The sequence below is a fragment of the Lactococcus ileimucosae genome, assembly GCF_943193185.1.
Taxonomy (GTDB): Bacteria; Bacillota; Bacilli; order Lactobacillales; family Streptococcaceae; genus Lactococcus; species Lactococcus ileimucosae.
This window is the reverse complement of sequence record NZ_CALPDE010000011.1, coordinates 38627-61710: the sequence shown is the minus strand read 5'-3', so window position 1 is coordinate 61710 and position 23084 is coordinate 38627. Positions and strand designations below refer to the sequence as shown.

22 protein-coding genes and 2 pseudogenes are annotated in these 23084 nt (G+C 38.7%); 23 read left to right on the top strand and 1 reads right to left on the bottom strand.

Annotated features, from left to right (window positions below; genetic code table 11):
* Positions 1 to 9: 9 nt before the first annotated feature.
* The 17 genes and pseudogenes from NFR51_RS06235 (at position 10) to NFR51_RS06160 (ending at position 15565) form a co-directional block, all read left to right on the top strand.
* Positions 10 to 900 (top strand): hypothetical protein, encoded by an 891-nt coding sequence (locus NFR51_RS06235; protein WP_251712873.1) that lies wholly within the window; start codon positions 10 to 12, stop codon positions 898 to 900.
* A gap of 1 nt (position 901) precedes the next feature.
* Positions 902 to 1153, top strand: a complete 252-nt coding sequence (locus tag NFR51_RS06230; protein WP_251712872.1) for a hypothetical protein — start codon at positions 902 to 904, stop codon at positions 1151 to 1153.
* A 119-nt stretch (positions 1154 to 1272) separates the two neighbouring features.
* Positions 1273 to 1749, top strand: coding sequence for a hypothetical protein (locus NFR51_RS06225; RefSeq protein WP_251712871.1), 477 nt, complete (start codon positions 1273 to 1275; stop codon positions 1747 to 1749).
* Positions 1750 to 1772: 23 nt separating this feature from the next.
* The gene (locus NFR51_RS06220) at positions 1773 to 2111 is read left to right on the top strand and encodes a hypothetical protein (protein ID WP_251712870.1); all 339 of its coding nucleotides are present in this window, start codon (positions 1773 to 1775) and stop codon (positions 2109 to 2111) included.
* A 12-nt stretch (positions 2112 to 2123) separates the two neighbouring features.
* Positions 2124 to 2342 carry a phage holin gene (locus NFR51_RS06215; protein WP_251712869.1) on the top strand — a complete coding sequence of 73 codons (219 nt, stop codon included), beginning with the start codon at positions 2124 to 2126 and terminating at the stop codon, positions 2340 to 2342.
* Complete coding sequence (locus tag NFR51_RS10765; protein ID WP_277613159.1) at positions 2335 to 2469, top strand: hypothetical protein; 135 nt, start codon at positions 2335 to 2337, stop codon at positions 2467 to 2469. Before NFR51_RS06215 ends, NFR51_RS10765 begins: the two co-directional genes overlap by 8 nt.
* Positions 2444 to 3133 carry a hypothetical protein gene (locus NFR51_RS06210; protein ID WP_251712868.1) on the top strand — a complete coding sequence of 230 codons (690 nt, stop codon included), beginning with the start codon at positions 2444 to 2446 and terminating at the stop codon, positions 3131 to 3133. Before NFR51_RS10765 ends, NFR51_RS06210 begins: the two co-directional genes overlap by 26 nt.
* Positions 3134 to 3159: 26 nt before the next feature.
* Positions 3160 to 4320: a hypothetical protein gene (locus NFR51_RS06205; protein ID WP_251712867.1), complete on the top strand. Its 1161-nt coding sequence runs from the start codon at positions 3160 to 3162 to the stop codon at positions 4318 to 4320.
* Positions 4321 to 4380: 60 nt separating this feature from the next.
* Entirely contained in the window at positions 4381 to 5028 is a 648-nt protein-coding gene (locus NFR51_RS06200) for a hypothetical protein (protein ID WP_251712866.1), read from the top strand.
* Between the two features lie 310 nt (positions 5029 to 5338).
* Positions 5339 to 6007 carry a hypothetical protein gene (locus NFR51_RS06195; protein WP_251712865.1) on the top strand — a complete coding sequence of 223 codons (669 nt, stop codon included), beginning with the start codon at positions 5339 to 5341 and terminating at the stop codon, positions 6005 to 6007.
* Positions 5982 to 7121 carry a helix-turn-helix domain-containing protein gene (locus tag NFR51_RS06190; protein ID WP_251712893.1) on the top strand — a complete coding sequence of 380 codons (1140 nt, stop codon included), beginning with the start codon at positions 5982 to 5984 and terminating at the stop codon, positions 7119 to 7121. Before NFR51_RS06195 ends, NFR51_RS06190 begins: the two co-directional genes overlap by 26 nt.
* 166 nt (positions 7122 to 7287) lie before the next feature.
* Positions 7288 to 7470, top strand: coding sequence for a hypothetical protein (locus NFR51_RS06185; RefSeq protein ID WP_251712864.1), 183 nt, complete (start codon positions 7288 to 7290; stop codon positions 7468 to 7470).
* 240 nt (positions 7471 to 7710) lie between these two features.
* A pseudogene (locus NFR51_RS06180) lies at positions 7711 to 8526 on the top strand (sugar phosphate nucleotidyltransferase); the annotation flags it as partial.
* Complete coding sequence (gene glgD, locus NFR51_RS06175; protein ID WP_251712863.1) at positions 8516 to 9661, top strand: glucose-1-phosphate adenylyltransferase subunit GlgD; 1146 nt, start codon at positions 8516 to 8518, stop codon at positions 9659 to 9661. The pseudogene NFR51_RS06180 and the gene glgD, both read left to right, overlap by 11 nt.
* 53 nt (positions 9662 to 9714) lie before the next feature.
* Positions 9715 to 11154 (top strand): glycogen synthase GlgA, encoded by a 1440-nt coding sequence (glgA, locus tag NFR51_RS06170; RefSeq protein WP_251712862.1) that lies wholly within the window; start codon positions 9715 to 9717, stop codon positions 11152 to 11154.
* 74 nt (positions 11155 to 11228) lie between these two features.
* Positions 11229 to 13637, top strand: coding sequence for a glycogen/starch/alpha-glucan phosphorylase (locus NFR51_RS06165; protein ID WP_251712861.1), 2409 nt, complete (start codon positions 11229 to 11231; stop codon positions 13635 to 13637).
* A 110-nt stretch (positions 13638 to 13747) separates the two neighbouring features.
* On the top strand, positions 13748 to 15565 hold the full coding sequence (locus NFR51_RS06160; protein WP_251712860.1) for a glycoside hydrolase family 13 protein: 1818 nt from the start codon (positions 13748 to 13750) through the stop codon (positions 15563 to 15565).
* A gap of 21 nt (positions 15566 to 15586) precedes the next feature.
* Here the strand turns inward: NFR51_RS06160 and NFR51_RS06155 are convergent.
* Positions 15587 to 15847 (bottom strand): annotated as a pseudogene (locus tag NFR51_RS06155) (glycosyltransferase); the annotation flags it as partial.
* On the opposite strand from NFR51_RS06155, the gene NFR51_RS11065 reads away from it, so the two are divergent.
* From NFR51_RS11065 to NFR51_RS06130, 6 genes are all read left to right on the top strand, one after another.
* A complete protein-coding gene (locus NFR51_RS11065; protein WP_439108856.1) occupies positions 15732 to 16046 on the top strand; it encodes a hypothetical protein in 315 nt (104 codons plus the stop codon). The pseudogene NFR51_RS06155 and the gene NFR51_RS11065 overlap by 116 nt on opposite strands.
* Before the next feature lie 190 nt (positions 16047 to 16236).
* On the top strand, positions 16237 to 17673 hold the full coding sequence (locus NFR51_RS06150; protein WP_251712859.1) for a cytochrome ubiquinol oxidase subunit I: 1437 nt from the start codon (positions 16237 to 16239) through the stop codon (positions 17671 to 17673).
* 1 nt (position 17674) lies between these two features.
* Positions 17675 to 18670 carry a cytochrome d ubiquinol oxidase subunit II gene (gene cydB / locus NFR51_RS06145; protein ID WP_251712858.1) on the top strand — a complete coding sequence of 332 codons (996 nt, stop codon included), beginning with the start codon at positions 17675 to 17677 and terminating at the stop codon, positions 18668 to 18670.
* 205 nt (positions 18671 to 18875) lie between these two features.
* Positions 18876 to 20591 carry a thiol reductant ABC exporter subunit CydD gene (gene cydD, locus NFR51_RS06140; RefSeq protein WP_251712857.1) on the top strand — a complete coding sequence of 572 codons (1716 nt, stop codon included), beginning with the start codon at positions 18876 to 18878 and terminating at the stop codon, positions 20589 to 20591.
* Between the two features lie 22 nt (positions 20592 to 20613).
* Positions 20614 to 22332: a thiol reductant ABC exporter subunit CydC gene (cydC, locus tag NFR51_RS06135; RefSeq protein WP_251712856.1), complete on the top strand. Its 1719-nt coding sequence runs from the start codon at positions 20614 to 20616 to the stop codon at positions 22330 to 22332.
* A 101-nt stretch (positions 22333 to 22433) separates the two neighbouring features.
* A complete protein-coding gene (locus NFR51_RS06130) occupies positions 22434 to 23072 on the top strand; it encodes a MarR family winged helix-turn-helix transcriptional regulator (RefSeq protein ID WP_251712855.1) in 639 nt (212 codons plus the stop codon).
* Positions 23073 to 23084: the final 12 nt, after the last annotated feature.

Below are 23084 nucleotides of genomic sequence, written 5' to 3'. Positions count from 1 at the left end.
GGGAGATATATGTCCAAGTATGATGAAGCATCAGAAAATTATGTTCCACTGAGAAGCGATCCATCATCAATAGCTTCTGGAACAGAAATAAATGATGGAGATTATTTGTCAGATTTCGAAGATTTCAATATTGAGGAACCTGAGTATGTAGAGAAGGGCGCAAAAGATGGGTATATTCTAGAGTTGTCTGAGGGAATGTGGACCAAGGCAAGTTCGAAGGCAGTTCGTAAAATCATTTATTTATTCATGCGCTGGTGTGGTTATTGGGTATTGAATTTAAAAAAATGGATAGAACAATATCGAACACGACAAGAAGATGTAGAAAAAAGACAAACTAAGGTTGAAAATGATTTTAAAAATGTAATTTCTAATGCGACAACAGACAGTGAAGTTATTACTGCCAGAAACAGTGACTATTTCGGAAATTTTGCACTCCTTGATGAAAGGCTGGAAAATATCGAACAACTTATTGTCGGTTTTGTTCCACAAGGGATAAAAATTAGTATTAAACGAACAATGAATGCTTTACCTTCCATATATATTGATACGTGGGAATATGGTATAGGACGTGTTCCTCTTGGAGAAGAACCGGCAGGGAAGTTCGGAGGAACTCCACCAAGGATTGTGGAGCACAGGATTATTTCATGGGCTAATGATGAACTTGTCATTCAAGTTGCTTTAGATTATGAAAATTTTCAATTTAATCACAGGCCTACAAATGATGAGTACTTACTTTTTGATGGGGTAAGGAGTTTAATGGTTCATATTTCTGGAGGAGAGCCTGTCGGAGAGGCTGTAGATAAGGAACAAGTCCTTGTAAGCAAAAATAAAGCTACTCCTACACATAATAGCCTTGTACAGAGAATCGCACAGTTGGAAGAAAGGGTTGAAGGAAATTAACATGTCAAAAAAAGTATATAAAGTATCAGGAAAGAATTTTACAGAGTGGGAAGCACCAGATGATGAAGTTATCGTTCGTCCTTTTACAGAAGTCAAGCCACCAGAAGAAGAAGGAAAGCTTATCACAGGATTTGATTGGGTTGAAAATAAATGGGAAACTGTGGAAGTAGTTTCTCCACAGGAATTTGAGCAGGCTAACCTTGCTATATTTGAGTTAGCTTCAAAGGTAAGTCAATTAGAAAAGGAGAAATAACCATGGTGGGCTTATATATCATATACATAAAAAAAGGGAAGCTAAAACTAGAGGAAGTTCCTAGTTTATGGTATCCAGAAGTTTTAGCACAATTAAAAAAAGAAGGGTGGTTAAACTAAATGGAGAGAATATATGAAGGAATGGCGAATGGAGCAAGTGCTATTAATTCTAACTTTAACGAACTTGATGAATCAACAGTCCGTAATACAGGAGAAGAAACCATTTCTGGCAAAAAGACATTTACAGAAGTGACAACTTTCAAACAAATTAAAAGTATGGATGATACGGAGCCAGAAAGTATAAGCGGAAATGGCGCACCTTCAGGGCGCGTGACCTATGAACGACGCAACGGGATTGTCTTTGTTTCTGGTTCGGGGAACTGGGGTCCCACAACTACTGGCCAAACAAAAGTTGTGGCAAAATTACCCGAAGGCTTTAGACCGAGAGAGTCCTGGCAAATTGGTGGCAACGCACAGGGCGGCAATGGTGAGAACGCTTGGGCTATTGAAGCTAACGGAGAAGTAAAACTTACTCCTAATCCGGGGAGCAGTGGCACTTATTCAGGCTGGTCCACGTCCTACCCTGCTGCTAACTAGATGAAGAAGGGAGAGTCTAAGAGGTGGAACTAGAGAAAATAGTGATGCAGCACGATGACAAGCTGAAGCAACATGACAAAGAGTTGGCCCATCTCAGCGAGTTCACATCGGAAATGCGTAAGAACATGGATGAAAGCTTAACTCGTGTGGATGAGTCTAATCGTTTCTTGCGTGAACAAAATACCAGACAGTCCGAGCAGAACACAGAAATTTTGCAGGCTATTTTAAATCGTAATCATCAGGCAGATATCAGAGATTATGAGATGAAAATGCTAGACAAGCAGAATCTGTGGAAAGCTATATTTGGTATTGGTAGTACTGTAGGTCTCATTGTCGCTGCGGCACTTAAATTATTTTTTTAGGAGGAAAATGAAATGAATGTTAGTAATAAAGTTTATGACAGAGTGAAGTGGATTGTGCTTACTGTATTGCCAGCTTTTAGTGCTTTTGTAGGCGTGTTGGGAAATGCTTACGGATGGGAAGGCACGGATTTAGCAGTCATTACAATCAATGCATTTACTGTCTTTTTAGGGGCAATTACAGGATATAGCTCTTATCAATATGGCAAAAAAGAAGGAGAAGACAATGCGTGAAGAAAAAGTTGAAAAAGTAGAGCAACCCCTAGGCATGCGACCTATGACGGCAGAAGAACGCAAGCAGTATGGCTTACCCCCTTTGAAGGAGGAAACAAACAATGTGGAAACAAAAAGTAATACCTGATGTCAATGTACCAGGCTACAGTGGTGGTTGTTTAGCCTATGTGGATGACGGGATTAATCCTCCTAATCGCCAACCTACGGCGCAAGTTTCTTGGCAACATGCAAAAGATATGAAAGTAGCTCATCTCCATGAAGAACCACCGCTTCATGTTTGGGTAGCCGTTTATTATGAAATTTTGAACGGTCCATGGGCAGGTTATGGGCATGTGGCATGGTTCTATTCAGACGGAGTAACCACACAAATTTATGACAGCGAATTTGGCTGCGGCAACCGTTCTGTGCCCTATTCAAGTGGTGCAGAGATGTATAACTATATGGGATGGCAAATGCGCTATCTGGGCTGGTCTGAGGCTGTGGACGGCAAACAAGTTGTGGCAGTGGCTAAAGAAGAAACTCAAAAGGAAAGTGTTCCTGGCTCATCCCCTCAAATTCATAATTCATCACATCAAAAAGGAGAAATCGAAATGTATTTAATTCAAATTGTAGACACTAAAGGACCTCATAAAGGAAAATGGTATGTGTCAAATGGTGTAAGCTGCCGTTACGTGCGTACTCCACGTATGTTGGATAACTACAGAAACAAGTTTGGACAGCTCAATTTGCGAGTGGACAAGATGTATTCCAGTGAGTTGTTTAAAGAATTTCCAGAAAGTAAAATTTTGTAAAGCATAGTATGTCAACCGGAGGCAATATGGAGAAAACCAAATTAAAATGGTTGAGCGGATCAATCATCAAGCAAGGGGATAGTTCTTCAGTCTTTAAGTTAAAGCTGAAAACTGAGGATAATAGAAGTCTGAGCGGTCCAGCAGTTTTGGAGTTGATTAATGAAAAAAATGCCAAGGCGACATATGACGTGGAGGTAACCGAAAATGTCATTGGGTTTAGCCTAGATAAGCCCTTGCCTGTTGGCTTATACATTGTAGAGGTTGAACATGCAGGCTATGTTTTTCCGTCGAAGAATTCTCCTGTACTAACCGTTACAGAGAACATAGGCGACTACGTGAGTGAAGAAGTTGAAAAGCTTCTTAGTATTAAAGAATATATCAAGAAGTATCTGGAAGATTACCAAGTGGGTCAGATTGACCTTGATGAACTGGCCAAAAAGCTCAATATCGAAGCGTATGACGATAAGCCACTAAAAGCTCAAATCAGCTCAATCCTTGGCGAAATTAGCGCGTTAAAGGATAAAGTTGAACAATTAGTCACCTATGACGACACGGCACTTGGAAACGAAATCAAGGCGCTTTCTGACCGTCTGGAAAACATCCAACTGATGCCTGGTCCACGAGGAGAAACAGGACCTCGTGGCTTACCCGGTCGAGATGGAAAGTCCGCTTATCAGCTTACGGTAGAGCATGGGTTTAGTGGCACAGAACAAGAGTGGTTGGAGAGCTTGAAAGGTGATCCTGGTGGTTCTTCTAAGCGTTATGGGCCAACAGGCTGGTTCTTAGATCGCTCTGCGACACCTTGGCAGTTCCGTTTCGATAACGGTTCTAGCTTAACTCTTGGAAATGTGGACCAGAGAGCTTATATCTACTCAGAAAGTTCTCCACTGACTATTGACAAGCTCTCAGAATATCGTGTCATATTAAGTTTAATGCGAACAGCAAACGGTAGTGTTCCTATTTCGAGTTGGAGTACAGCGAATATTGTAGCCCGATTTTGGGGGAGCGCGGAGGTTACTAATCCCGTGAATGACTCTTCCCTTTTTGATTTTAGCAAGGCGCAATACAATCCAAATGACTCGAGTGGCCCTTCTAAACGTAATCAGCCTACTTTGATTCGGTGTTACTACGAGTTAGGCGTGTTTACAGAAGATGACATCCTCTCCTTTGGAGCAGTGAGAAAGTGATTTTACCCCAGCTTTTTAGCTGGGGTATTTTTTGTTATAATTTTTAAAGGAGGAAGTACTATGAGTGAATATTGGGGAACAGTTCCTGCTATTGTTTCTACAATTGTTGCTTTAGTAGCATTAGGATTACAAAGAAGAGATTTGAAAAAACAGAGCAAATATCAAAGGGATACATTTGAACTACAAAATAGAATAGAAGAAACTAATTTGTTAATAGAGATTTCTAGTGAAATCATTTCTAATGTAGATAGGCAAGCTGAGTATTTATCTCGTCTGTATACAAATATACACATAGTAAGTCAACTTGAAACATTTAAAGATACATATAAGTGCGATAAAGAACAGGTCAAAAGGGGAATTGAGGATACTAAAAATGTTTCTAAAACACTTTGGGATGCCCAAAGGAATTTGTCGGAAAAATTCACTCAATTAAGCAATACTTTGATTGTACATTTAACTAACTATGAACAAAAATCAGACGTTTGTGAAATGATAAATACTATGGCCAGTAAGCTTAATGATATGAAGAAGGAAATTGATGAAATAGATTTCTATGGGGAGTCTAAGACGGATAAAGAGCTAAACGATTGGGGGAAAGCTAGAGTAAAAGATCTTGATACTGTTTTAAAACCCTTTCAAAAAGTTTTCATTGATTTAAAAAGAGGTACAGGAACAAGGGAATTTCAAATAACGAAAGAAGATTTTTAAGTATTTGTGACCACTTTTGAAGATATTGACAGAGGGCGAGCTATAAGTAATTTGTCATCCTTTATTAAAAGGGGGACAAATTAGATAAGTTATATAAACAAAAAATTTAGTCCTGAAGAACAAGAATTTTTGTTACATTTAAGGGTATACAACTATAATACATTCATACGATACTTTTTTCACAAATAAACTCCTAGCGGCTCGATCGAATGATCGGGTCTTTTTTAATCTCGTCTGGTTGACATTTTTTTTTAAAAAGGGTAAACTGTTAACATTGAATGTATTTTGTTAATAGAAGGTGAGGAATTTTATGGGAATTTTAGAAGATCATATTAAAAATAACTGTGATTCAAGATTACAAGGAGTTCTTTCTCTGGGTGTGAGAGAAGCTTATCAATATTTAGAAAAATTAAAAGAAAATGACAGAATTTTTCAAAGACCTGAAATGAAAAAAACATATGGACATATACGGAATGGTTTTATTGATGTAGCTTTGAAACAGGTGCTTGCTAGCTCTGAAATTCCGCATGAAATTGCTGATAAAACAGCCAGTCGTTATCGTAATGGTTATACTTATTTAATGATTGAAACTCAGGGAGCAATATTAACACCTGCTAAAGTAAAAAAAGCCATTGCAGTACCTCCTAAAGCTATTTTTAGAAGTAAAGGAAGTATAATAAATAAGCAGTATAGTTTATTTGGTAATTCTGATGATTTGAATCAAAAATATGACGAAAATAATCCTCCATTTCTGGTTTTAACTTATGGAGGGCAGGACTATAAACTTGATTTTGTAAGATTAGGGTTGCCAGATCTAGATGTAAAAGGATGGATTGATCAAGTTGATATTACTCGGTCCCCTGTTCTTTTGAAAAATCAAAGTGATGTAAAAAGAGAGCTTGAACTAACATTTACATCTGAAGCGAAACAACTAATTGAGAGAGGAGTGGATGATGCAAGAGAGGAAGAAAGCATTTAATCCAAAACAATTAACATCAGCTCGTCTTGCGAGAGGACTTACAATGAAAGAACTCGCCGAGAAAGCTGATATTTCTCGACAAATGATTTCTAATTATGAATCAGGAAAAACTACCCCTAAAGCAGAAAGCTTATTAAAATTAATCTCAATTCTTCAATTTCCACATAATTTTTTTATGCAAGATATGTCGCCTTTGTATTCAGGAGCAACGTATTTTAGAAGCCAGAGCGCTGCAACAAAAAAAGTTAGGGATATGCAGGGTGAACGATTGAAATATTTTAGTAATGTTTATGAAGTTTTAGCTCAATATGTAAATTTTCCTCCAGTAATTTTACCATCATTACTGGAAAAGGATATTTATGAAATAACAGAAGAAGATATTATTCAAAAAGCTAGAGAACTACGGAAGCTTTGGGAAATTGATGAAGTTTCACCGATTGGGAATTTAGTGAATATTGCTGAAAGTAAAGGAGTTTTAATTGCAGAGGCAAATATGGAAGATGATAGGCTTGATGCTGTATCAAGATGGATTAAAGACAGACCTTTTATTATGTTGACTAGTAATAATGAATCATCTGTTAGACGGCGATTTAATGTTGCACATGAACTAGGACATATTATTCTTCATAATACAATAGAAAGTATCCATGACTACTCTTCAAAAGATCTAAAGAATTTAATTGAAAAGCAAGCTCATTCTTTTGCGAGTCATTTTTTGTTACCTGATGAAGCTTTTTCTGAAACTTTGCTTTCTACATCAATGGAATACTATATAGAGTTAAAGAAATATTGGAAAGTTTCCATTGCTTCAATGATTTACAAAGCTTTTTCAATGCAATTGATTAATGAGGATCAATATTTTTATCTCAATAAGAAAATATCGCGAAATAAATGGCGGAAAGTTGAACCGTTGGATGAGGTAATTTCTATTGAGGAACCTGAGCTTCTTAGCAAGGTATATAATATAATTGTTGAACACAATATTATGTCAAAGAATGAATTAAATAGGAGACTTAATTTACCAATTGACGAAACGAAGAAGATTATTGGACCTATAGTAATAATTGAAGAGCAAACTAGAACAAATGAACCTATTCTTCGTTTAATCAAATAGTACCACGCCTTGCCAGCGTGGTTTTTTGTTATAATAAAGCGCATTTTTTTGCACTTTATTCTTGACATTTCGATTAATATATATTATAATATATACAAAATTAAGGAAAGGGGGACTTGTTGGGTTAGCTTATATTTTGAATTTAATTATAAAATAGGAGAACTAGGTGGCAGAAAAATATACTGATGCGCAGAAAAAAGCTATTGATAAATATCGACAAAAAAATAAAGAAAGGACCAATTATTTAGCAAAGCGATCAACTTCTAAGAATTTTATTTCAAAACATGCAACATTAGAAGACTTAGAGGAGTTAAAGAAACTTATCAAAGAACGTGAGAGTATGTTATAATGAATGTCTGTTCTTATAGGTGAATTCCTACTTCAGTGGGGATTTTGTGATACAATGGGAACACAATTCAATTTGCCTCCCCTGTTTTGGGGAGGTTTTTTGGTGGGCAAAAAGTGGGCCAGTTTTTGATGAGTTGTTAATAATTGATTGATTATGGTCTGTTTCAAGAATGCTGTATAATCCTTTATTTATCCCTGTTTATATAGTTTTTAGAGATAAATAAAATCTTTGAACTTCTTTATCGCTTATATTGACAAAAAAGATCCTGAATATATTTTGATTTTATCCGGTGACCACATCTATAAGATGGATTATGAAGCAATGCTGAACAACCATAAAGAACACGGAGCCAGTTTAACGGTTTCTGTGATGGAAGTTCCTCTAGAAGAAGCCAGCCGTTTTGGGATTATGAATACGGATGATAACGGCCGTATCATTGAATTTGCAGAAAAACCCTCTGAGCCAAAATCTAATCTGGCTTCAATGGGGATTTATATTTTTAATTGGAAGCGACTACGCGAAGTCTTGGTTACAGGCTATGCAAAAGGTGTTGACATGGAGGATTTTGGAGGCAATGTGATTCCTGCCTACATTGATTCAGGAGAAAATGTTTTTGCTTATCGGTTTAAGGGCTATTGGAAAGATGTGGGAACGATTGATAGCCTGCATGAGTCAAGCATGGAATTTCTTGATTTAAAAAATGAACTTAATATTACAGATAAAGAATGGCGTATTTATTCACGTAACGATATTTCAGCGCCACAATTTCTCACGACTAAGGCCAATGTCAAAGGTTCTTTGGTTGGTGATGGCAGCTATGTTGATGCCCAGATAACGGATTCTATTTTGTCGCAGAATGTCCATGTTCAGGAAGGAACTGAGATAGAAAAAAGCTTTGTTATGTCAGGCGCACATATTGGAAAAAATGTAACTATAAAATATGCAATCCTTGGTGAAAAAGCTTATATAGGTGATAATGTAGAGATTATTGGCAAGCCAGGTGATATTGCTGTAATTGGTCACAGAGAAGTAAGAGGGGAAGAAAATGAAGACTGAAAATAAAATTTGTGCTCTTTTATCTAACGTCACACGCAACGAAAGCTTGGCCCCTCTGATTAGTCAACGTCCTATTGCGACATTACCTTTTGATTGTAAATATCGTTTGATTGATTTTCCGCTTTCCTCATTAGCAAATGCCCACGTCAGCTCTATTTTTATGACAGCAAATCAAGGTGAAACACAGTCGATATTTGATCATATGGGTTCAGGCAGCGAATGGGGACTAGACAGTTTTAAAAATCGCTATTTTGTTTATATTCAGCAAGATTTTCAACGCCTTAAAGAGCAGGGTCTTCCTTATTTTGAACAACAAATTAGCTTCTTGCGAAAGGCTAAGGCTGCTTATACAGTTCTGATAGACAGTAAATTTATATGTAATGTTGACTTGACTGCTGTTTTGAAAATCCATAAAACTTCAAATAAGCATATCACGGCTATCTATAAAAAAGTTACACCGGATATGGCTGAAGAGGTCGATACGATTATTCGCTTTGACGAAAACAATAAGGCTTCAAGTAGTTTTCTAGCACAGCTCACAGACATTCAAGATAAAGAAGCACTAAGTTTAAATATGTTTATTGTAGATACAGAGTGGTTGATTAGCTTTCTTCAACGGATGCAAGACGAAGGTGAATATGCATCCAGTTCACGCTTGCTCCGTAAATATTTATCGGAATTTGATATCAATACTTATGAATACACAGGTTATATGAGCAACATTAGAAGTATCAAATCTTACTATGATGCCAATATGTCAATGTTGGATTCGAGTAATTTTACTGCTTTACTCTACGGAAGTCAGCCTGTCCGGACAAAGGTAAGCAATGAAGTTCCCACTTATTTTTCTAAAGAAAGTAACGTAACAAATAGTCAACTCAGCTCAGGCTGTATTGTTGAGGGAAGTGTTACAGACTCTTTAATTTCACGGCGTTCAAAAATTGAAAAGAATGCAGTGGTAGAAAAATCAATAGTGTTCACAGAAAGTGAGATTAGAGCAGGAGCTAAAGTCAAATATGCAATTATAGATAAACATGTAATTATTGAACATAATGTACGGATTGAAGGAAGTCTTGAGCGTCCCGTTGTTATTCCAAAATATACAGTTGTCTCAGAGAATATCATTCAGAAATAACAAAAGTTGTCGTTGATAAGTAGACGACAACTTTATGTCTATAAGGAGAAAATATGAAAGTATTATTTGCATCAAGTGAGTGTGCTCCCTTTTTCAAAACAGGAGGATTGGGCGATGTGACTGGCGCTCTTCCCAAGGCACTTGCTATGAAAGGTTCGGACATGCAGGTTGCTGTGATCTTGCCCTACTATAAACATGGTATAGCAGAAAGCCATAAGGCACAGATCAAAGACGAGTTTTGGGATTATGTTAATGTGGGATGGCGGCATGAATATGTTGGCGTGAAAAGCTTGGTTCAAGACAATGTCAAATACTATTTCTTAGATAATGAAAGTTATTTTGGCCGTGATGAAATTTATGGTTACGAAGATGACGGTGAACGCTGGGCTTTTTTTAGTCTAGCTATCGTGCAGCTCATGGAACGCCTTGAATTTATTCCCGATGTCCTTCACGTTAATGATTGTCACACTGCAATGATTCCCTTTCTCTTGAAAGAGAAATTTCAGTGGATAGATGCTTATAAGGATATTAAAACGGTTCTGACCATACATAATATTGAATTTCAGGGGATTATGCAGGGAACGGCATTAACGGAACTCTTTGGTATGGGGATGGAGCGATATTTCGAAGGTGTAGTGCGCCACAATGAGATGCTGAACAGTTTAAAGACAGGAATTCTTTATGCTGATTGTGTCAATACTGTATCACCAAGCTATGCGCAGGAAATCCAAACACCTGAATTTGGCTGTGGTTTGGACTCTGTTTTACGTTTTGTTTCGGACAAACTTGTCGGTATTGTGAACGGTATTGATTATGATGTCTATAATCCCCAAAATGACAGGATGATTGAGCACCACTTTTCTCCTTCTGACTTATCAGGAAAAAAGAAGATGAAGAGGCTGTTACAAGAACGGGTGGGGCTTCCAGGAGATGCTGACAAACCGTTGCTTGGCATAGTGAGTCGCTTGACAACCCAAAAAGGGTTTCATCTTGTTTTGGAACGCATGGATGAAATCTTGAGCAAAGATGTTCAAATCGTTCTTTTAGGAACAGGTTATGATGATATTGAAAATGGCTTTAAATATTTTTCAGAAAAATACCCGGAAAAATGTGCTGCAATTATTAGTTTTGACGTGAAACTTGCACAGGAAATATATGCAGCAAGTGATTTCTTTTTGATGCCCTCTGCTTTTGAGCCTTGCGGCCTTTCACAAATGATTGCGATGCGCTATGGTACACTACCTATCGTTCATGAAATTGGTGGCTTAAGAGATACTGTTAAACCCTATAATCCTCAAACAAATGAGGGTACAGGATTTGGCTTCGTTGACTTTACTGGACAGATTTTGATAAATACGATTAATCAGGCACTGGATGTGTATGAAAACCAGAAGGAAGTTCTTCAGAAGCTTAGACTTAGAGCGATGGAAGAAGACTTCTCTTGGGAGACAAAGGCGGATCAGTATATCCAGCTTTACAGAGAGATGTTTTAACAAAAGCAGATAAAACATAGTATCCCTTTCTTGAACAAATTCAGGAATAGAAAATAAAATTGGAGTAAGATATATTGAAACTTTCAAAAACGCAATTTAGAAGAGACTTTGAACAAAGCCTCACATCAGAGTTTGCGACAGATGTTGCTAAAGCTGGAATAACAGAAACTTTTGCAGCACTGTCTTCTGTGGTAAAACAATATTACACACAAATTTGGCAAGGAGATAATCAATATAAAGATAGGAGTCAGAAAAAGCAAACTTATTATTTCTCAATTGAGTTTTTACCAGGTAAGATGCTGAAGAGCAATCTTCTTAATCTGGGAATTCTTTCAACAGTTCGTGAAGGATTGCAAGAGTTGGGTATCGACCTCGAAAAGGTAGCCCAAATAGAGCCAGATATGGCTATAGGTAATGGAGGATTAGGCCGGTTAGCGAGTTGTTTTATGGACTCTGCTGCATCAACGGGTTTGCCGGTAAATGGTAACGGTATCCGCTATCGTTATGGACTCTTTAAGCAAAAAATAATTGATGGTTATCAAGTAGAGTTACCGGACTCATGGCTTAACAATGTTAATCCTTGGGAAGTACGGCGAGCAGACAAGGCAATTGAGGTCACTTTTGGTGGAGAAACCTGGCTAGAAGAAACAGAAGATGGAAGATTGATACCGCGTTACCGTAATCAAGAGCGTGTTTTGGCTGTGCCTTATGACACAGCAATGGTTGGTTTTGAAAATACAAGGGTTAATAATATGTGTCTCTGGCGTTCAGAAGTTCCTCAAGACTTGGATGTGAAATTTCAAAATATGGAATACATGCGCCAAACTTCAATGCTATCAGCTGAACTTTATCCTGATGATTCTAATTATGATGGACGCTTGCTCCGTCTTAAGCAAGAATACTTTTTTGTATCAGCTGGGCTTCAGCGGATTATCCGTCATTATAAGTCAAACAAGATTGCTCCCATTGCCCAAATCGCTGATTATATCGCTGTTCATATCAACGATACGCATCCAGCACTTTGTGTTCCAGAGTTTATGCGTCTCCTGCTTGATGAGAATGGTCTTTCTTGGGAGCAAGCTTGGGATATTACAGTTAAGGTGATGAGTTATACGAACCATACGATTTTATCTGAAGCATTAGAAAAGTGGCCAGAAGAGATGGTACACACGCTCTTGCCACGAATTTATCAAATCATTAATGAGATTGATAAACGTCGCACGGATGAGCTTCTTCCGCATGTAGGTGCCGAACTTATCCATAAGACCCGTATTGTTAAAGATGGTCAAATTCATATGGCCAACTTGGCGATTATCGGTTCTCACTCGACAAATGGAGTGGCTAAACTGCATTCTGACATTCTTAAAGATGTAGAACTGCATGATTTTTACCAGCTCTATCCCGAACGTTTCAATAATAAGACCAATGGTATAGCAGACCGCCGCTGGCTTCAAATTTCTAACGCACGCCTGTCAAGACTTCTTGATGAAAAAATCGGTAAGAGCTGGCGCCATGATTTAGTCAAGCTGGAGGCCTTGAAAGATTTTCGTGAAGATACAGAAACTCTAAAGCAGTTGGCAGCCGTCAAGCTGGAAAATAAAAAAGATCTGGCAGCCTTGATAAAGGAAAAAAACGGTATTGAGGTCAATCCGGAAGCTATTTTTGATGTGCAGATTAAGCGTCTCCATGCTTATAAACGTCAACTTTTAAATGTTTTACATATCTTGAAACTCTATTTCGATATTAAAGATCAGCCAGACTTAGAAATGGTACCGCGTGTCTTTATTTTTGGAGCCAAAGCTGCACCAGGTTACCATTATGCAAAAGCGATTATCAAAGTTATTAATGAAATAGCTGTGATGATTAATGAAGATGCAGAGGTTAAGGACCGTTTGAAACTGGTCTTTATGGAAAATTATAATGTGAGTTTGGCAGAGGCAATTATCCCAGCAGCTGATGTCGGCGAACAGATTTCTCTGGCTTCCAAAGAGGCTTCTGGAACTTCAAATATGAAGTTCATGCTCAATGGTGCTCTGACTATGGCAACGCTAGACGGGGCAAATATTGAGATTAAAGAAGCTTGTGGGGATGAAAATATCTTTATTTTTGGGCTCACAAAAGATGAAGTTTACGAATACTATAAGAACGGCAATTATAATGCGCGTGATATCTATGAGCAAAATCCAGTCGTTCACCGCATTTTAAATGCCTTTATCGATGGTACTATTCCAAACATTACGAATGAAGGTCCGGAAATATTTGAATCCCTCACGGCATTCAATGACGAGTATTTCCTTCTGCGTGATTTTAATGATTACGTGCGTGCTCAAAAAGATCTTGAGAACCTCTATCGCGACCAAAGAGCGTGGGCACAAGCAAGTTTGATGAATATCGCGACATCAGGTATCTTTTCATCAGATCGTACGATTCGTCAGTATGCGAAAGATATCTGGTTCATTGAAGAAAAAAGCGAGGAAGTCTGATTTTTAAGCAAGGGGAAGAAGCTTGTCTTTCCTTTTTTGCTCATGTCTTAGTGTGATAAAATGACTGTAAGGCAGCTTGACTTTCAAGAAACAAATGGAAAGGGGAAAGAGTGTATTATTACAATTCTTGGGACTCAGATTTTAAGCGGCCTTTTGGCGCTATCCAAGTTGGGCAGATTATGAAGGTTAATCTCAAAACAGATAAAGAAAATGTCACGGTTAAGTTTATCATTCGGCGTGATTTTGGCGCCCGCTCAGAGTTTGATATGCAGAAGCTGGATCGGGGACTTTTTAGCTCCTCGGTGAAGTTTGATGTCGGACAAGGGCTTTATTATTATTATTTTGAAATCAATGAGCCGACAGATTGGGGAATAAAAAAGTTTTATTATGGCTGCAGCGGTCTCGGAGGTGAAGGGGTACTTTATATGAATGAAAATGACGTTCGCCCTTATCAAGCGACAGTCTTTTCAGCAGAAGATGCAGCACCGGAGTGGTATCGTCAAGCCGTCTTTTACCAAATTTTTCCGGACCGTTTTCATAATGGTAATCCTGATGGAAAAATTAATCATCCCAAACCTAACTCTTTTATATATGCAACAAAAGAAGATACTCCCCTGTATATTAGAGATGAAAAGGGGAATGTCATACGCTGGGATTTTTTTGGAGGCAACCTTCGTGGTATTATCGAAAAGATACCTTATCTTAAGGAACTTGGGGTTACTGCCCTCTATCTCAACCCGATTTTTTCGGCCAGCAGTAATCATCGCTATGACACCAATGATTATCTTCAGATAGATAGTATGTTGGGAACAGAAGAAGATTTTCAAGAGTTAGTTGACCTGTTGCACAAAGAAGATATGCATATTATTTTAGATGGTGTTTTCTCACATGTAGGGAAAGACTCTCGATACTTTAATCTATCAGGTCAGTATGGCAATGATGTTGGAGCTGCTAAAAGTATAGACAGCCCTTATATGGACTGGTTCAAGTTTACAGAATATCCTATGGATTATAAGTCTTGGTGGGGCATCAAGGACTTACCAGAAGTTGATAAAGACAATCCTTCATTTCGAAATTTTATCTATGGTGAAACAGACTCTGTCCTCGCGAAGTGGAATCAGCTGGGAGTTGATGGTTGGCGTTTAGATGTAGCTGATGAGTTGCCAGACAGTTTTATCCGAGGCATCCGCAAGAATCTGGCGCGCTATCCTGATACAGTTCTCATCGGAGAAGTTTGGGAAGATGCTTCGAATAAAATTTCTTATGGCAAGCGGCGAGACTATATCTTAGGTCATAGTTTGCATGGCGTCATGAATTATCCTTTTCGAGAAATGATTATTGCTTATCTCACCTCTACTCGAAGTGCCCAAGATATTGCCTACCAGATGATGGTTCTCCATGAAAATTATCCACATGATATTTTTTATAACAATTTGAATAATTTGGGAACACATGATACGGAGCGTATCTTGACCATGGTGGGTGATGAGGCCAATGATCTGGCTGTAGGGATGCTCTTTACCCTGCCGGGAATACCCTGTGTTTATTATGGAGATGAAGCAGGACTCACCGGACGTAAAGATCCTAAAAATCGAAAGTATTTTCCGTGGAAAAATATCCATGCTCCGACTTACGCACTCTATCAAGAATGGATAGCAAAGCGACGTAGAGAAAAATCACTGTATCGTGGGAAATTTACTCCATTTTATTATGAGAATATCTTGGGAATTTTGCGTTATACGGAATCGGAGGCATTTGTTTACATGGTAAATCCTACAGAAGTAGAAGTGACGATTGATTTTGAAGGCATCCATTTTTTACAGAAAGTAGAGTTTACAAATTTGCTTGAAAGCTACTTGGATAAGTGTGTTCTTTCCGCAAAGTCTGGACAAGAGTTTAGGATTGTAAAAGTGAAAAATAAGATTTAAAGAAAGTAACATAAAGAGCTCTCATATGAGGCTTTTTATGTTGCTTTCCTTGGCGATATAGTTAGGGCATTTCTTGATTTCAAGGAAAATTTTGGCGATATATTTTCCAATAATCTCAAGGGGCAGCAGTTGTAGACCATCAAGTAGTAGAACAAGGATAACCAGAGTGGGAAATCCATCAACAGGATCGTCCCAAATTAATGTTTGTATGAAAGAGAAGGAGCCCATTAGCAAAGAAGTAAAGAAGCTGAGAATACCAGCGAAAGTAGCAAGGGTGAATGGTACTTCTGTAACCCAGAAGATTAAGAAAAATGTTATGAGGGGAGCATTGGCGATTTTATTTGAATATCTGCTCTATTTTGATGCATCCACTAACTTGATTAATAACATTTATAAAAATCCTATCGGAATTTTTGTTTCTATTTACATAATTTTTGTGATAGTGGGGGATAAGATGCAGGTGTTTAGTATTTTGAGTTGAAGTTAAAAAGAAGGCCAAGAACTGAAGGGTACTAGAGGGTGACATAGAATTGTAATCTTTCCGAAACTTAAATTTAGAAACAAATTTCTTTTCTATCCGCTTTCATAATGTTAAAATAAGTTATAATTTAATTTTTGTTAGTCTCGGGAATTGTGTGCTTTTTACTTTTTTTCGAGCAATAGGAGGCTTTATGTTTACAATTGAAACTCTCGCACGTTTTCAGTTTGGCATGACCACAATCTTCCATTTTTTCTTCGTTCCCCTCTCTATTGGGTTAACAGCGATGACTTTTATTATGGAGGCAGTGTATGTTAAGACGGGCGATGAGAAGTGGAAAACGCGTACCAAGTTCTTTGGTACAATCATGCTATTGTCTTTTGCCGTAGGTGTTGTTACAGGAATTATCCAAGAATTCCAGTTTGGGATGAACTGGTCGGACTATTCTCGTTTTGTTGGAGATATCTTTGGTGCACCACTTGCCGTTGAAGCCTTGCTGGCTTTCTTCATGGAATCAACCTTTTTAGGTGTCTGGATGTTTGGCTGGGATCGCCTAGGTAAAAAACTCCATTTAACTACACTTGGCTTGGTAATGGTGGGAACGTGGATTTCATCACTTTGGATTCTTGCAGCTAATAGTTTCATGCAAAATCCAGTGGGATATGAAGTTATTGATGGGCGTGCAACTTTGACGAGTTTTTCAGCCTTATTGACTAATCCACAAACGATGTTGGAATTTACACATATTATCACAGGGGCTTTTCTAACAGGTGGTTTTGCAGTCGCAGGTATCTCAGCGTTCCAGATCTTGAAAAAGCGAGAAGTGGATTTATTTAAACCAGTTTTACGTTTAGGACTTTGGGTCGCTCTAATCGGTGCACTGGGCAATTTTGTTGCCGGTGACCAACAAATGTTGGAGGTTAGAAACTCTCAGCCGATGAAATTCTCAGCGACAGAAGGTGTTTATGAAACGACAGAGGATCCAGCAGCTTGGGATATGGTCGCTTTCTTTAACGAAGCCGAGCACAAATCGGTCTTTGGTATACGCATTCCTTACATGCTGTCAATCTTGACATATCACCGTCCTTCAGGTTCAGTGGAAGGGATGAATCAAATCAACAAGGAACTGGAAGCCAAATATGGCGATCATCAGAATTACTACCCACCAGTTACTGTTCTCTTCTATACATTCCGTATCATGGCCGGTTTGAGCATGTACTTTATCCTTATCTCAGCTCTCGGTCTCTTCTGGACACGTCGCAAGAAACCTTGGATGTTTGAAAAACCAGGAATGATGCGCCTTTATGGTTGGTCAATGTTCCTTCCATTTGTAGCCATGACTTGTGGCTGGTTGGTTACTGAGCTTGGACGCTACCCTTGGACAGTCTATGGACTCTTTACGATTAAAGAATCTGTTTCACCGAATGTTTCAGCAGGAAGTTTGCTTTTCTCAAATATTGTTTACTTTGTACTGTTCTGCGTTCTGGGTGCGATTATGATTCTTTTCAGCCGACGCATCATGCGTAACAGTGCACATAAGGCAGAAACTGCTTATGTAGATTTAGACCCGTTTAGTAGAGAAAGTCTCGGTGGGAAAAAGATAAAAACGGAACAAGAAGGGGGGCTTTGAAATGAGCGGATTACAATTATTTTGGTTTATTTTAATTGCAGTGCTCTTTGGAGGATTCTTCTTTCTCGAGGGCTTCGACTTTGGTGTGGGGATGAGTGTTTTAACCTTGGCGCGTAACAAGCGCGAAGTCAATCAAGCCATTGCTACGATTGGTCCTTTCTGGGATATGAACGAAGTTTGGCTTTTGACAGCTGGTGGTGCAATGTTTGCCAGCTTTCCTTACTGGTATGCCTCCCTGTTTTCCGGTTACTACAATATTCTTTTGTTAATACTTGTTTGTCTGATTTTACGTGGCGTGACTTTTGAGTTCCGTCACCGCAGTGAGACTGAAAAAGGGGAGCGTGCTTGGGAAATTATCTTAGGTTTGACAAGTTTTGCTATTCCCTTCCTGTTTGGCTTGATGTTTACCAGTATGATTCAAGGCGTTCCAATGGATGCACATGGTGATGTCTACGCCAATTTCATAAACTATGTCAATCCACTTTCTCTGGTTGGTGGCGTTGCGGTAGCTTTAATGAGTTTCTTGCATGGGTTGAACTACATTGCTTTGAAAACAGATGGAAGCATGCGCCAACGTGCAAATGAGTGGGCGAATAAACTTTATTTTGTCCTCTATGCAGGTGAAGTTGTCTTCGCAATCTTGCTTGCCCTATATACAGATTTTGTTGAAAAACATGCAGTATTGACTATTGTCTTGTTGGCAGTTATTGTTCTGTTAACTGCTTTAGCTCATCTTTCCGTAGCTAAAAAACGTGAGATGGCAGCATTCTTATCGTCTGGTTTGACTTTCCTTGCACTGGTTGCTTTGCTTTTCCAAGGCTTATTCCCACGTGTAATGATTGCTGAAAATCCAGCCTATAGTATTCTGATTAAGGATGCAAGCTCAACACACTATACTTTGACGACAATGTCCATTATTACAATGGCAATCTTACCTTTTGTTCTTGCTTATATGGCTTGGACTTATCATGTTTTCAAAAAGCGCATCAGCGAGTAACTGATATTAAGGTTCCTTTTCTAAAAGGAGCTTTTTTCTACCTTTTTCAAGTGTAATGAAACTCTTTGATGGCTCTTTATTTTGATGAAGCACGAGTTTATGCTTTGTTTCTGAAAAATAAAGAATTTATAAGCAGTTTCAAAGGTATAAGACCCATATTTTGCTATAATAAAAGTTATCAAAAGAATAAGAATAGGTAATTGAAATGATTGATAGAACTCTATTTACTCTTCCAGGAGTACGTAAGATTCTTCCCGCTCTTGGAGGACTTGCCTTACTTCAAGCCTTATGTATTTTAGGACAGGCCTTGTTCTTGTCTCAAGCGATAACAGGGCTTTGGCAGGGGCAAGAATTGAGACAGGTTTTTCCTTATATTGTTGGCTTTTTCTTCAGCTTTTTTGGGCGGGAACTTGTTAATTTTTTGCGGCAATACATGTTGGACAGAGTTTCCTATCGCTTGGCTGCAAATATGCGGAGTCAGGTTCTTGCAAAGGCTTTTAATCTAGGACCTGCCTTATCACGAGAAATGGGGACGGGCAACCTTACGTCAACAGTTATTTCAGGGATTGATGAGGTGGAAACGTACATCAAGTTGGTTCTTTCCAAAGTTTTGAACATGATGATTATCCCTGTTCTCTTATTGGTGGCTATTGCCTTTTTAGATGGACAGACTGCCCTTGTGTTGGCTATTGCTTTTCCTTTTGCCATTATCTTTATGATTTTATTAGGGTATGCTGCACAAGGTCAAGCGAATAAACAGTACAAAAGTTTTCAAGTTTTGTCCAATCACTTCTTGGACTCGCTTCGTGGAATTTCGACCTTGAAGTACTTTGGATTGTCTAAGACTTATGCACAGTCAATTTATCAGACTTCTGAGCGCTTTCGTAAGGCAACAATGGCGACCTTACGTGTGGCTATATTGTCCACATTTGCCTTAGACTTCTTTGCTACCCTATCTGTAGCTACAGTAGCTCTTTTTTTAGGTCTTCGCTTAATGGAGGGGGCCATCCTTTTATTTCCAGCACTTGCAGCCTTAATTTTAGCACCGGAATACTTTTTGCCACTCCGAGATTTTGCTTCAGATTATCACGCGACTTTAAATGGAAAAAACGCATATGCCAGTGTCAATGAAGTCCTAAATGCTGAAGAGCATTTAACGAAAGCTCTGCCAGAACCTATTCGATGGAGTGAAGATTCGCGATTAGTTCTGAACAACTTGAGCAAGATTTTTGAAACGGGGCGCGGTGTAAGGGATATCAATATAGCCCTCCAAGGCTTCAAAAAAGTTGCCATTGTGGGTGAATCTGGTTCAGGAAAATCTACACTTTTAAGTCTGCTTTCAGGATTTTTAAAACCAAGTTCTGGAGAGATACAGCTCGACACACATGTCTTGGACTCGCTTAATGATAAAAATTTCCGCCAGTCCCTACAGTTTATTCCGCAAAATACTTACATTTTCGCAGGCTCCTTGCGAGAGAACTTGGCCTTTTACCAGCCTAAGGCTTCTGATGAAGAAATTGTTCATGCAGCAGAGTTGGCAGGTTTAAAAGACTTGGTAGAAGAGGTAGGTTTAGAGGAAAATATTGGTGCAGGAGGACGGACATTATCTGGCGGACAGATGCAGCGGGTAGCCTTGGCACGGGCTTTCTTGTCCAAGGATAGAAATATCCTTTTCCTAGATGAGCCTACAGCGCATTTAGATGTGGAAACAGAACTGGAAGTCAAAGAAAGTATCTTGCCTCTTTTTGAAGGTAAGCTCGTCTTTCTAGCTACGCACCGCCTACATTGGTTGCCTCAGATGGATGTGGTTCTCGTCTTAAACGGAGGCAAGTTAGAAGCAGCCGGTTCACATCAGGAGCTCTTAGCTAGCAGCACTTATTATCAAGAGCTTTTACGTGAAATGAGAGGCAAAATGACTTAATTGTAAAAACAATGGAGAAAAAATGAAAAAGATTCTTTTCAACAATGACTGGATTACCCCTTTTTTACGTAAATATCGTTTTGGGATGGTTTTAGCAGTAGTTCTTGGAACCATAACGATGCTTTGTGCCGGTCTGCTTATGTTTTCAGCAGGTTACGTGATTTCAAAGTCGGCAACTCGACCAGAAAATATTTTAATCATTTATGTACCCGTTCTGATGGTGCGTGTATTTGGTATTTCACGTCCTGTCATACGTTATATCGAACGTTTAACATCGCACAACTGGATATTGCGCATAACCAGCAACCTGCGCCGCAAGCTCTACCTAAGACTGGAAAGGTCAGCTATTGGCTTGTCTGAGCGCTATAAGTTAGGGGAGCTTTTAGGCTTGCTCAATGAAGACATTGCCAACATCCAAGATCTATTCTTACGGACGCTCTTTCCTTTGATGATTGTTGGCTCCCTATCTGTCGCTCTTATCCTTTCTTCTGGTGTTTTCTCGGTAGCATTGGCTTTGACAGTTGCCTTTTTCTTGGGACTCATGGTTATTGTTTTACCTTATATCTCGCTTAAAGTTTCTGCCAAATATGATCGGGACTTGAAAAATTATCGAAACCAACTCTTTTCAGATTTGACAGATGATGTTTTAGGCTTACAAGACTGGGTTTTATCAGGAAGAAAAGAAGATTTCTTGCTTGATTATCAAAGCTCAGAAAAAGCAACGCGTCAGATTCAAGAGAAGTTATTGAGTTATGTTCGCAAACGTAATCTTGTCTTACAGCTTATCTTTGCCCTTCTTGTTGTCTATCTGATTGTCTGGTCCGGCACAAGCTTGCGAACAGGAGATGCTCCGAATTATATTGCAGCTGTTTCTTTAGCAGCCTTTCCTTTATTTGATGCTTTTGCGCCCTTGTCGGATGCAGTGGTGGAGACACAGCGTTATGGTGATTCTGTTCAACGCCTCAATGATTTACCCAATGTCAAAGAAGATGTCCGTCAAGAAAGAATTTTAGATACAAATTTACAAATTTCAGATTTGAGTTTTTCGTTCGGGGAGAAGAAGATTTTTGAAGGCTTAAATTTTCACATTAAAAAAGGAGAGCATGTGGCGGTTTTAGGACGTTCAGGTGTTGGGAAATCAACACTTGCTGGCCTTATTCGAGGGGATTTGATTGCTCAAAAAGGGCGTGTTGATTTGTCAGGTGTAGAACCGGCTCATGCAAATAATGTAGAAGAAAAAATCGGTGTGATTAACCAAAGCCCTTATATTTTCAATGCCAGTATCCGTTCAAATCTTAGTTTAGCGCGTTTGGATGCGAGTGATGAAGAAATTTGGAAGGCTTTGGAACTCGTTGGCTTGAAAAAAATGGTTGCCTCTCTTCCTGAACAGCTTGATGAGCTTGTGGACGAAGCGGGACAGCGTTTTTCAGGAGGGGAACGGCAGCGTTTGGCGTTAGCACGTATTTTACTTTCAGATGTAGATATGGTTATTCTTGATGAGCCAACAGTTTCTCTTGATCCCATTACTGAAAATCAACTGTTGCGTCTTTTCTTTGAACGACTGAAAGACAAGACCATAATCTTTATCACTCATCATCTGCTTGGCGTGCAACATATGGATCGTGTCATTTTTTTGGAAAATGGGAAAATCAAACTGGATGACCAGCCTCAACACCTGCTGCAAAACGATGAAGACTTCCGAAAACTTTATCAGATGGATTTAGGAACTAATGACTTTTAAGGAGTCTTTAGTTTTTTTTGTTGACAAAGCGAAATAAATGCTTTAAAATATATTTCGTTAGCTTTCTTATAAAAGAAACTAAATAAAAAGAGGAGAAAAATATGTCAGTAGAAACGAATAAATTACTCAGTCTATTTTCAAAATTACTACATAACCCACAACTTATCATGGCTTTGCACAGGGAGAGAATGTCAAACCAGCTTGGAGAAAGGAAGCCCCGTATGGGTGCTCAAGGCTTACTTGTTGAGCTTTGGAAAACAGATGGATTGACCAATGCAGAAATTGCAGAACTCCTTGATATTCGTCCTTCAAGTGTCACAGCTCAAGTAAAAAGTTTAGAACAACGTGGTCTGGTCAAACGTGTGACAGATGAAAATGACAAGCGTGTGAGTCGTGTATTCTTGACAAAAGAAGGTAAACAAGCTCAGGTTGACTATAAGGAAAGTCAAGATGACTTGTCGGAAGGGATTTTTGGTCATTTGACCAAAGAAGAGCAACTGTCATTGATCCACATCTTGGAAAAGTTAGAAGAAAGCATCAAGGGAGAAGAAGAGTTTGATTTTCACCTTGCAAATATACGACCTGGAAGTTTTGATCCGCGTATGATACATCATATGGGAAGAGAAATGGAAGAAAAAATGAGAAAAGAAATGTGCCATCAGATGAGAGAGGCACACAAGCCATGGAACTTCCCTTATCAGCCACGAAATAAAAGAGCAGAAAATTGGGACGATTTTTAAGAGAATTGAAAT

Excerpts from the sequence above, each read along its gene's own strand:
- NFR51_RS06235 (WP_251712873.1), top strand. The coding sequence starts at position 10 with ATGTCCAAGTATGATGAAGCATCAGAAAATTATGTTCCACTGAGAAGC.
- NFR51_RS06230 (WP_251712872.1), top strand. The coding sequence starts at position 902 with ATGTCAAAAAAAGTATATAAAGTATCAGGAAAGAATTTTACAGAGTGG.
- NFR51_RS06225 (WP_251712871.1), top strand. The coding sequence starts at position 1,273 with ATGGAGAGAATATATGAAGGAATGGCGAATGGAGCAAGTGCTATTAAT.
- NFR51_RS06215 (WP_251712869.1), top strand. The coding sequence starts at position 2,124 with ATGAATGTTAGTAATAAAGTTTATGACAGAGTGAAGTGGATTGTGCTT.
- NFR51_RS10765 (WP_277613159.1), top strand. The coding sequence starts at position 2,335 with ATGCGTGAAGAAAAAGTTGAAAAAGTAGAGCAACCCCTAGGCATGCGA.
- NFR51_RS06210 (WP_251712868.1), top strand. The coding sequence starts at position 2,444 with ATGTGGAAACAAAAAGTAATACCTGATGTCAATGTACCAGGCTACAGT.
- NFR51_RS06205 (WP_251712867.1), top strand. The coding sequence starts at position 3,160 with ATGGAGAAAACCAAATTAAAATGGTTGAGCGGATCAATCATCAAGCAA.
- NFR51_RS06200 (WP_251712866.1), top strand. The coding sequence starts at position 4,381 with ATGAGTGAATATTGGGGAACAGTTCCTGCTATTGTTTCTACAATTGTT.
- NFR51_RS06195 (WP_251712865.1), top strand. The coding sequence starts at position 5,339 with ATGGGAATTTTAGAAGATCATATTAAAAATAACTGTGATTCAAGATTA.
- NFR51_RS06190 (WP_251712893.1), top strand. The coding sequence starts at position 5,982 with ATGCAAGAGAGGAAGAAAGCATTTAATCCAAAACAATTAACATCAGCT.
- glgD (WP_251712863.1), top strand. The coding sequence starts at position 8,516 with ATGAAGACTGAAAATAAAATTTGTGCTCTTTTATCTAACGTCACACGC.
- glgA (WP_251712862.1), top strand. The coding sequence starts at position 9,715 with ATGAAAGTATTATTTGCATCAAGTGAGTGTGCTCCCTTTTTCAAAACA.
- NFR51_RS06150 (WP_251712859.1), top strand. The coding sequence starts at position 16,237 with ATGTTTACAATTGAAACTCTCGCACGTTTTCAGTTTGGCATGACCACA.
- cydB (WP_251712858.1), top strand. The coding sequence starts at position 17,675 with ATGAGCGGATTACAATTATTTTGGTTTATTTTAATTGCAGTGCTCTTT.
- cydD (WP_251712857.1), top strand. The coding sequence starts at position 18,876 with ATGATTGATAGAACTCTATTTACTCTTCCAGGAGTACGTAAGATTCTT.
- cydC (WP_251712856.1), top strand. The coding sequence starts at position 20,614 with ATGAAAAAGATTCTTTTCAACAATGACTGGATTACCCCTTTTTTACGT.
- NFR51_RS06130 (WP_251712855.1), top strand. The coding sequence starts at position 22,434 with ATGTCAGTAGAAACGAATAAATTACTCAGTCTATTTTCAAAATTACTA.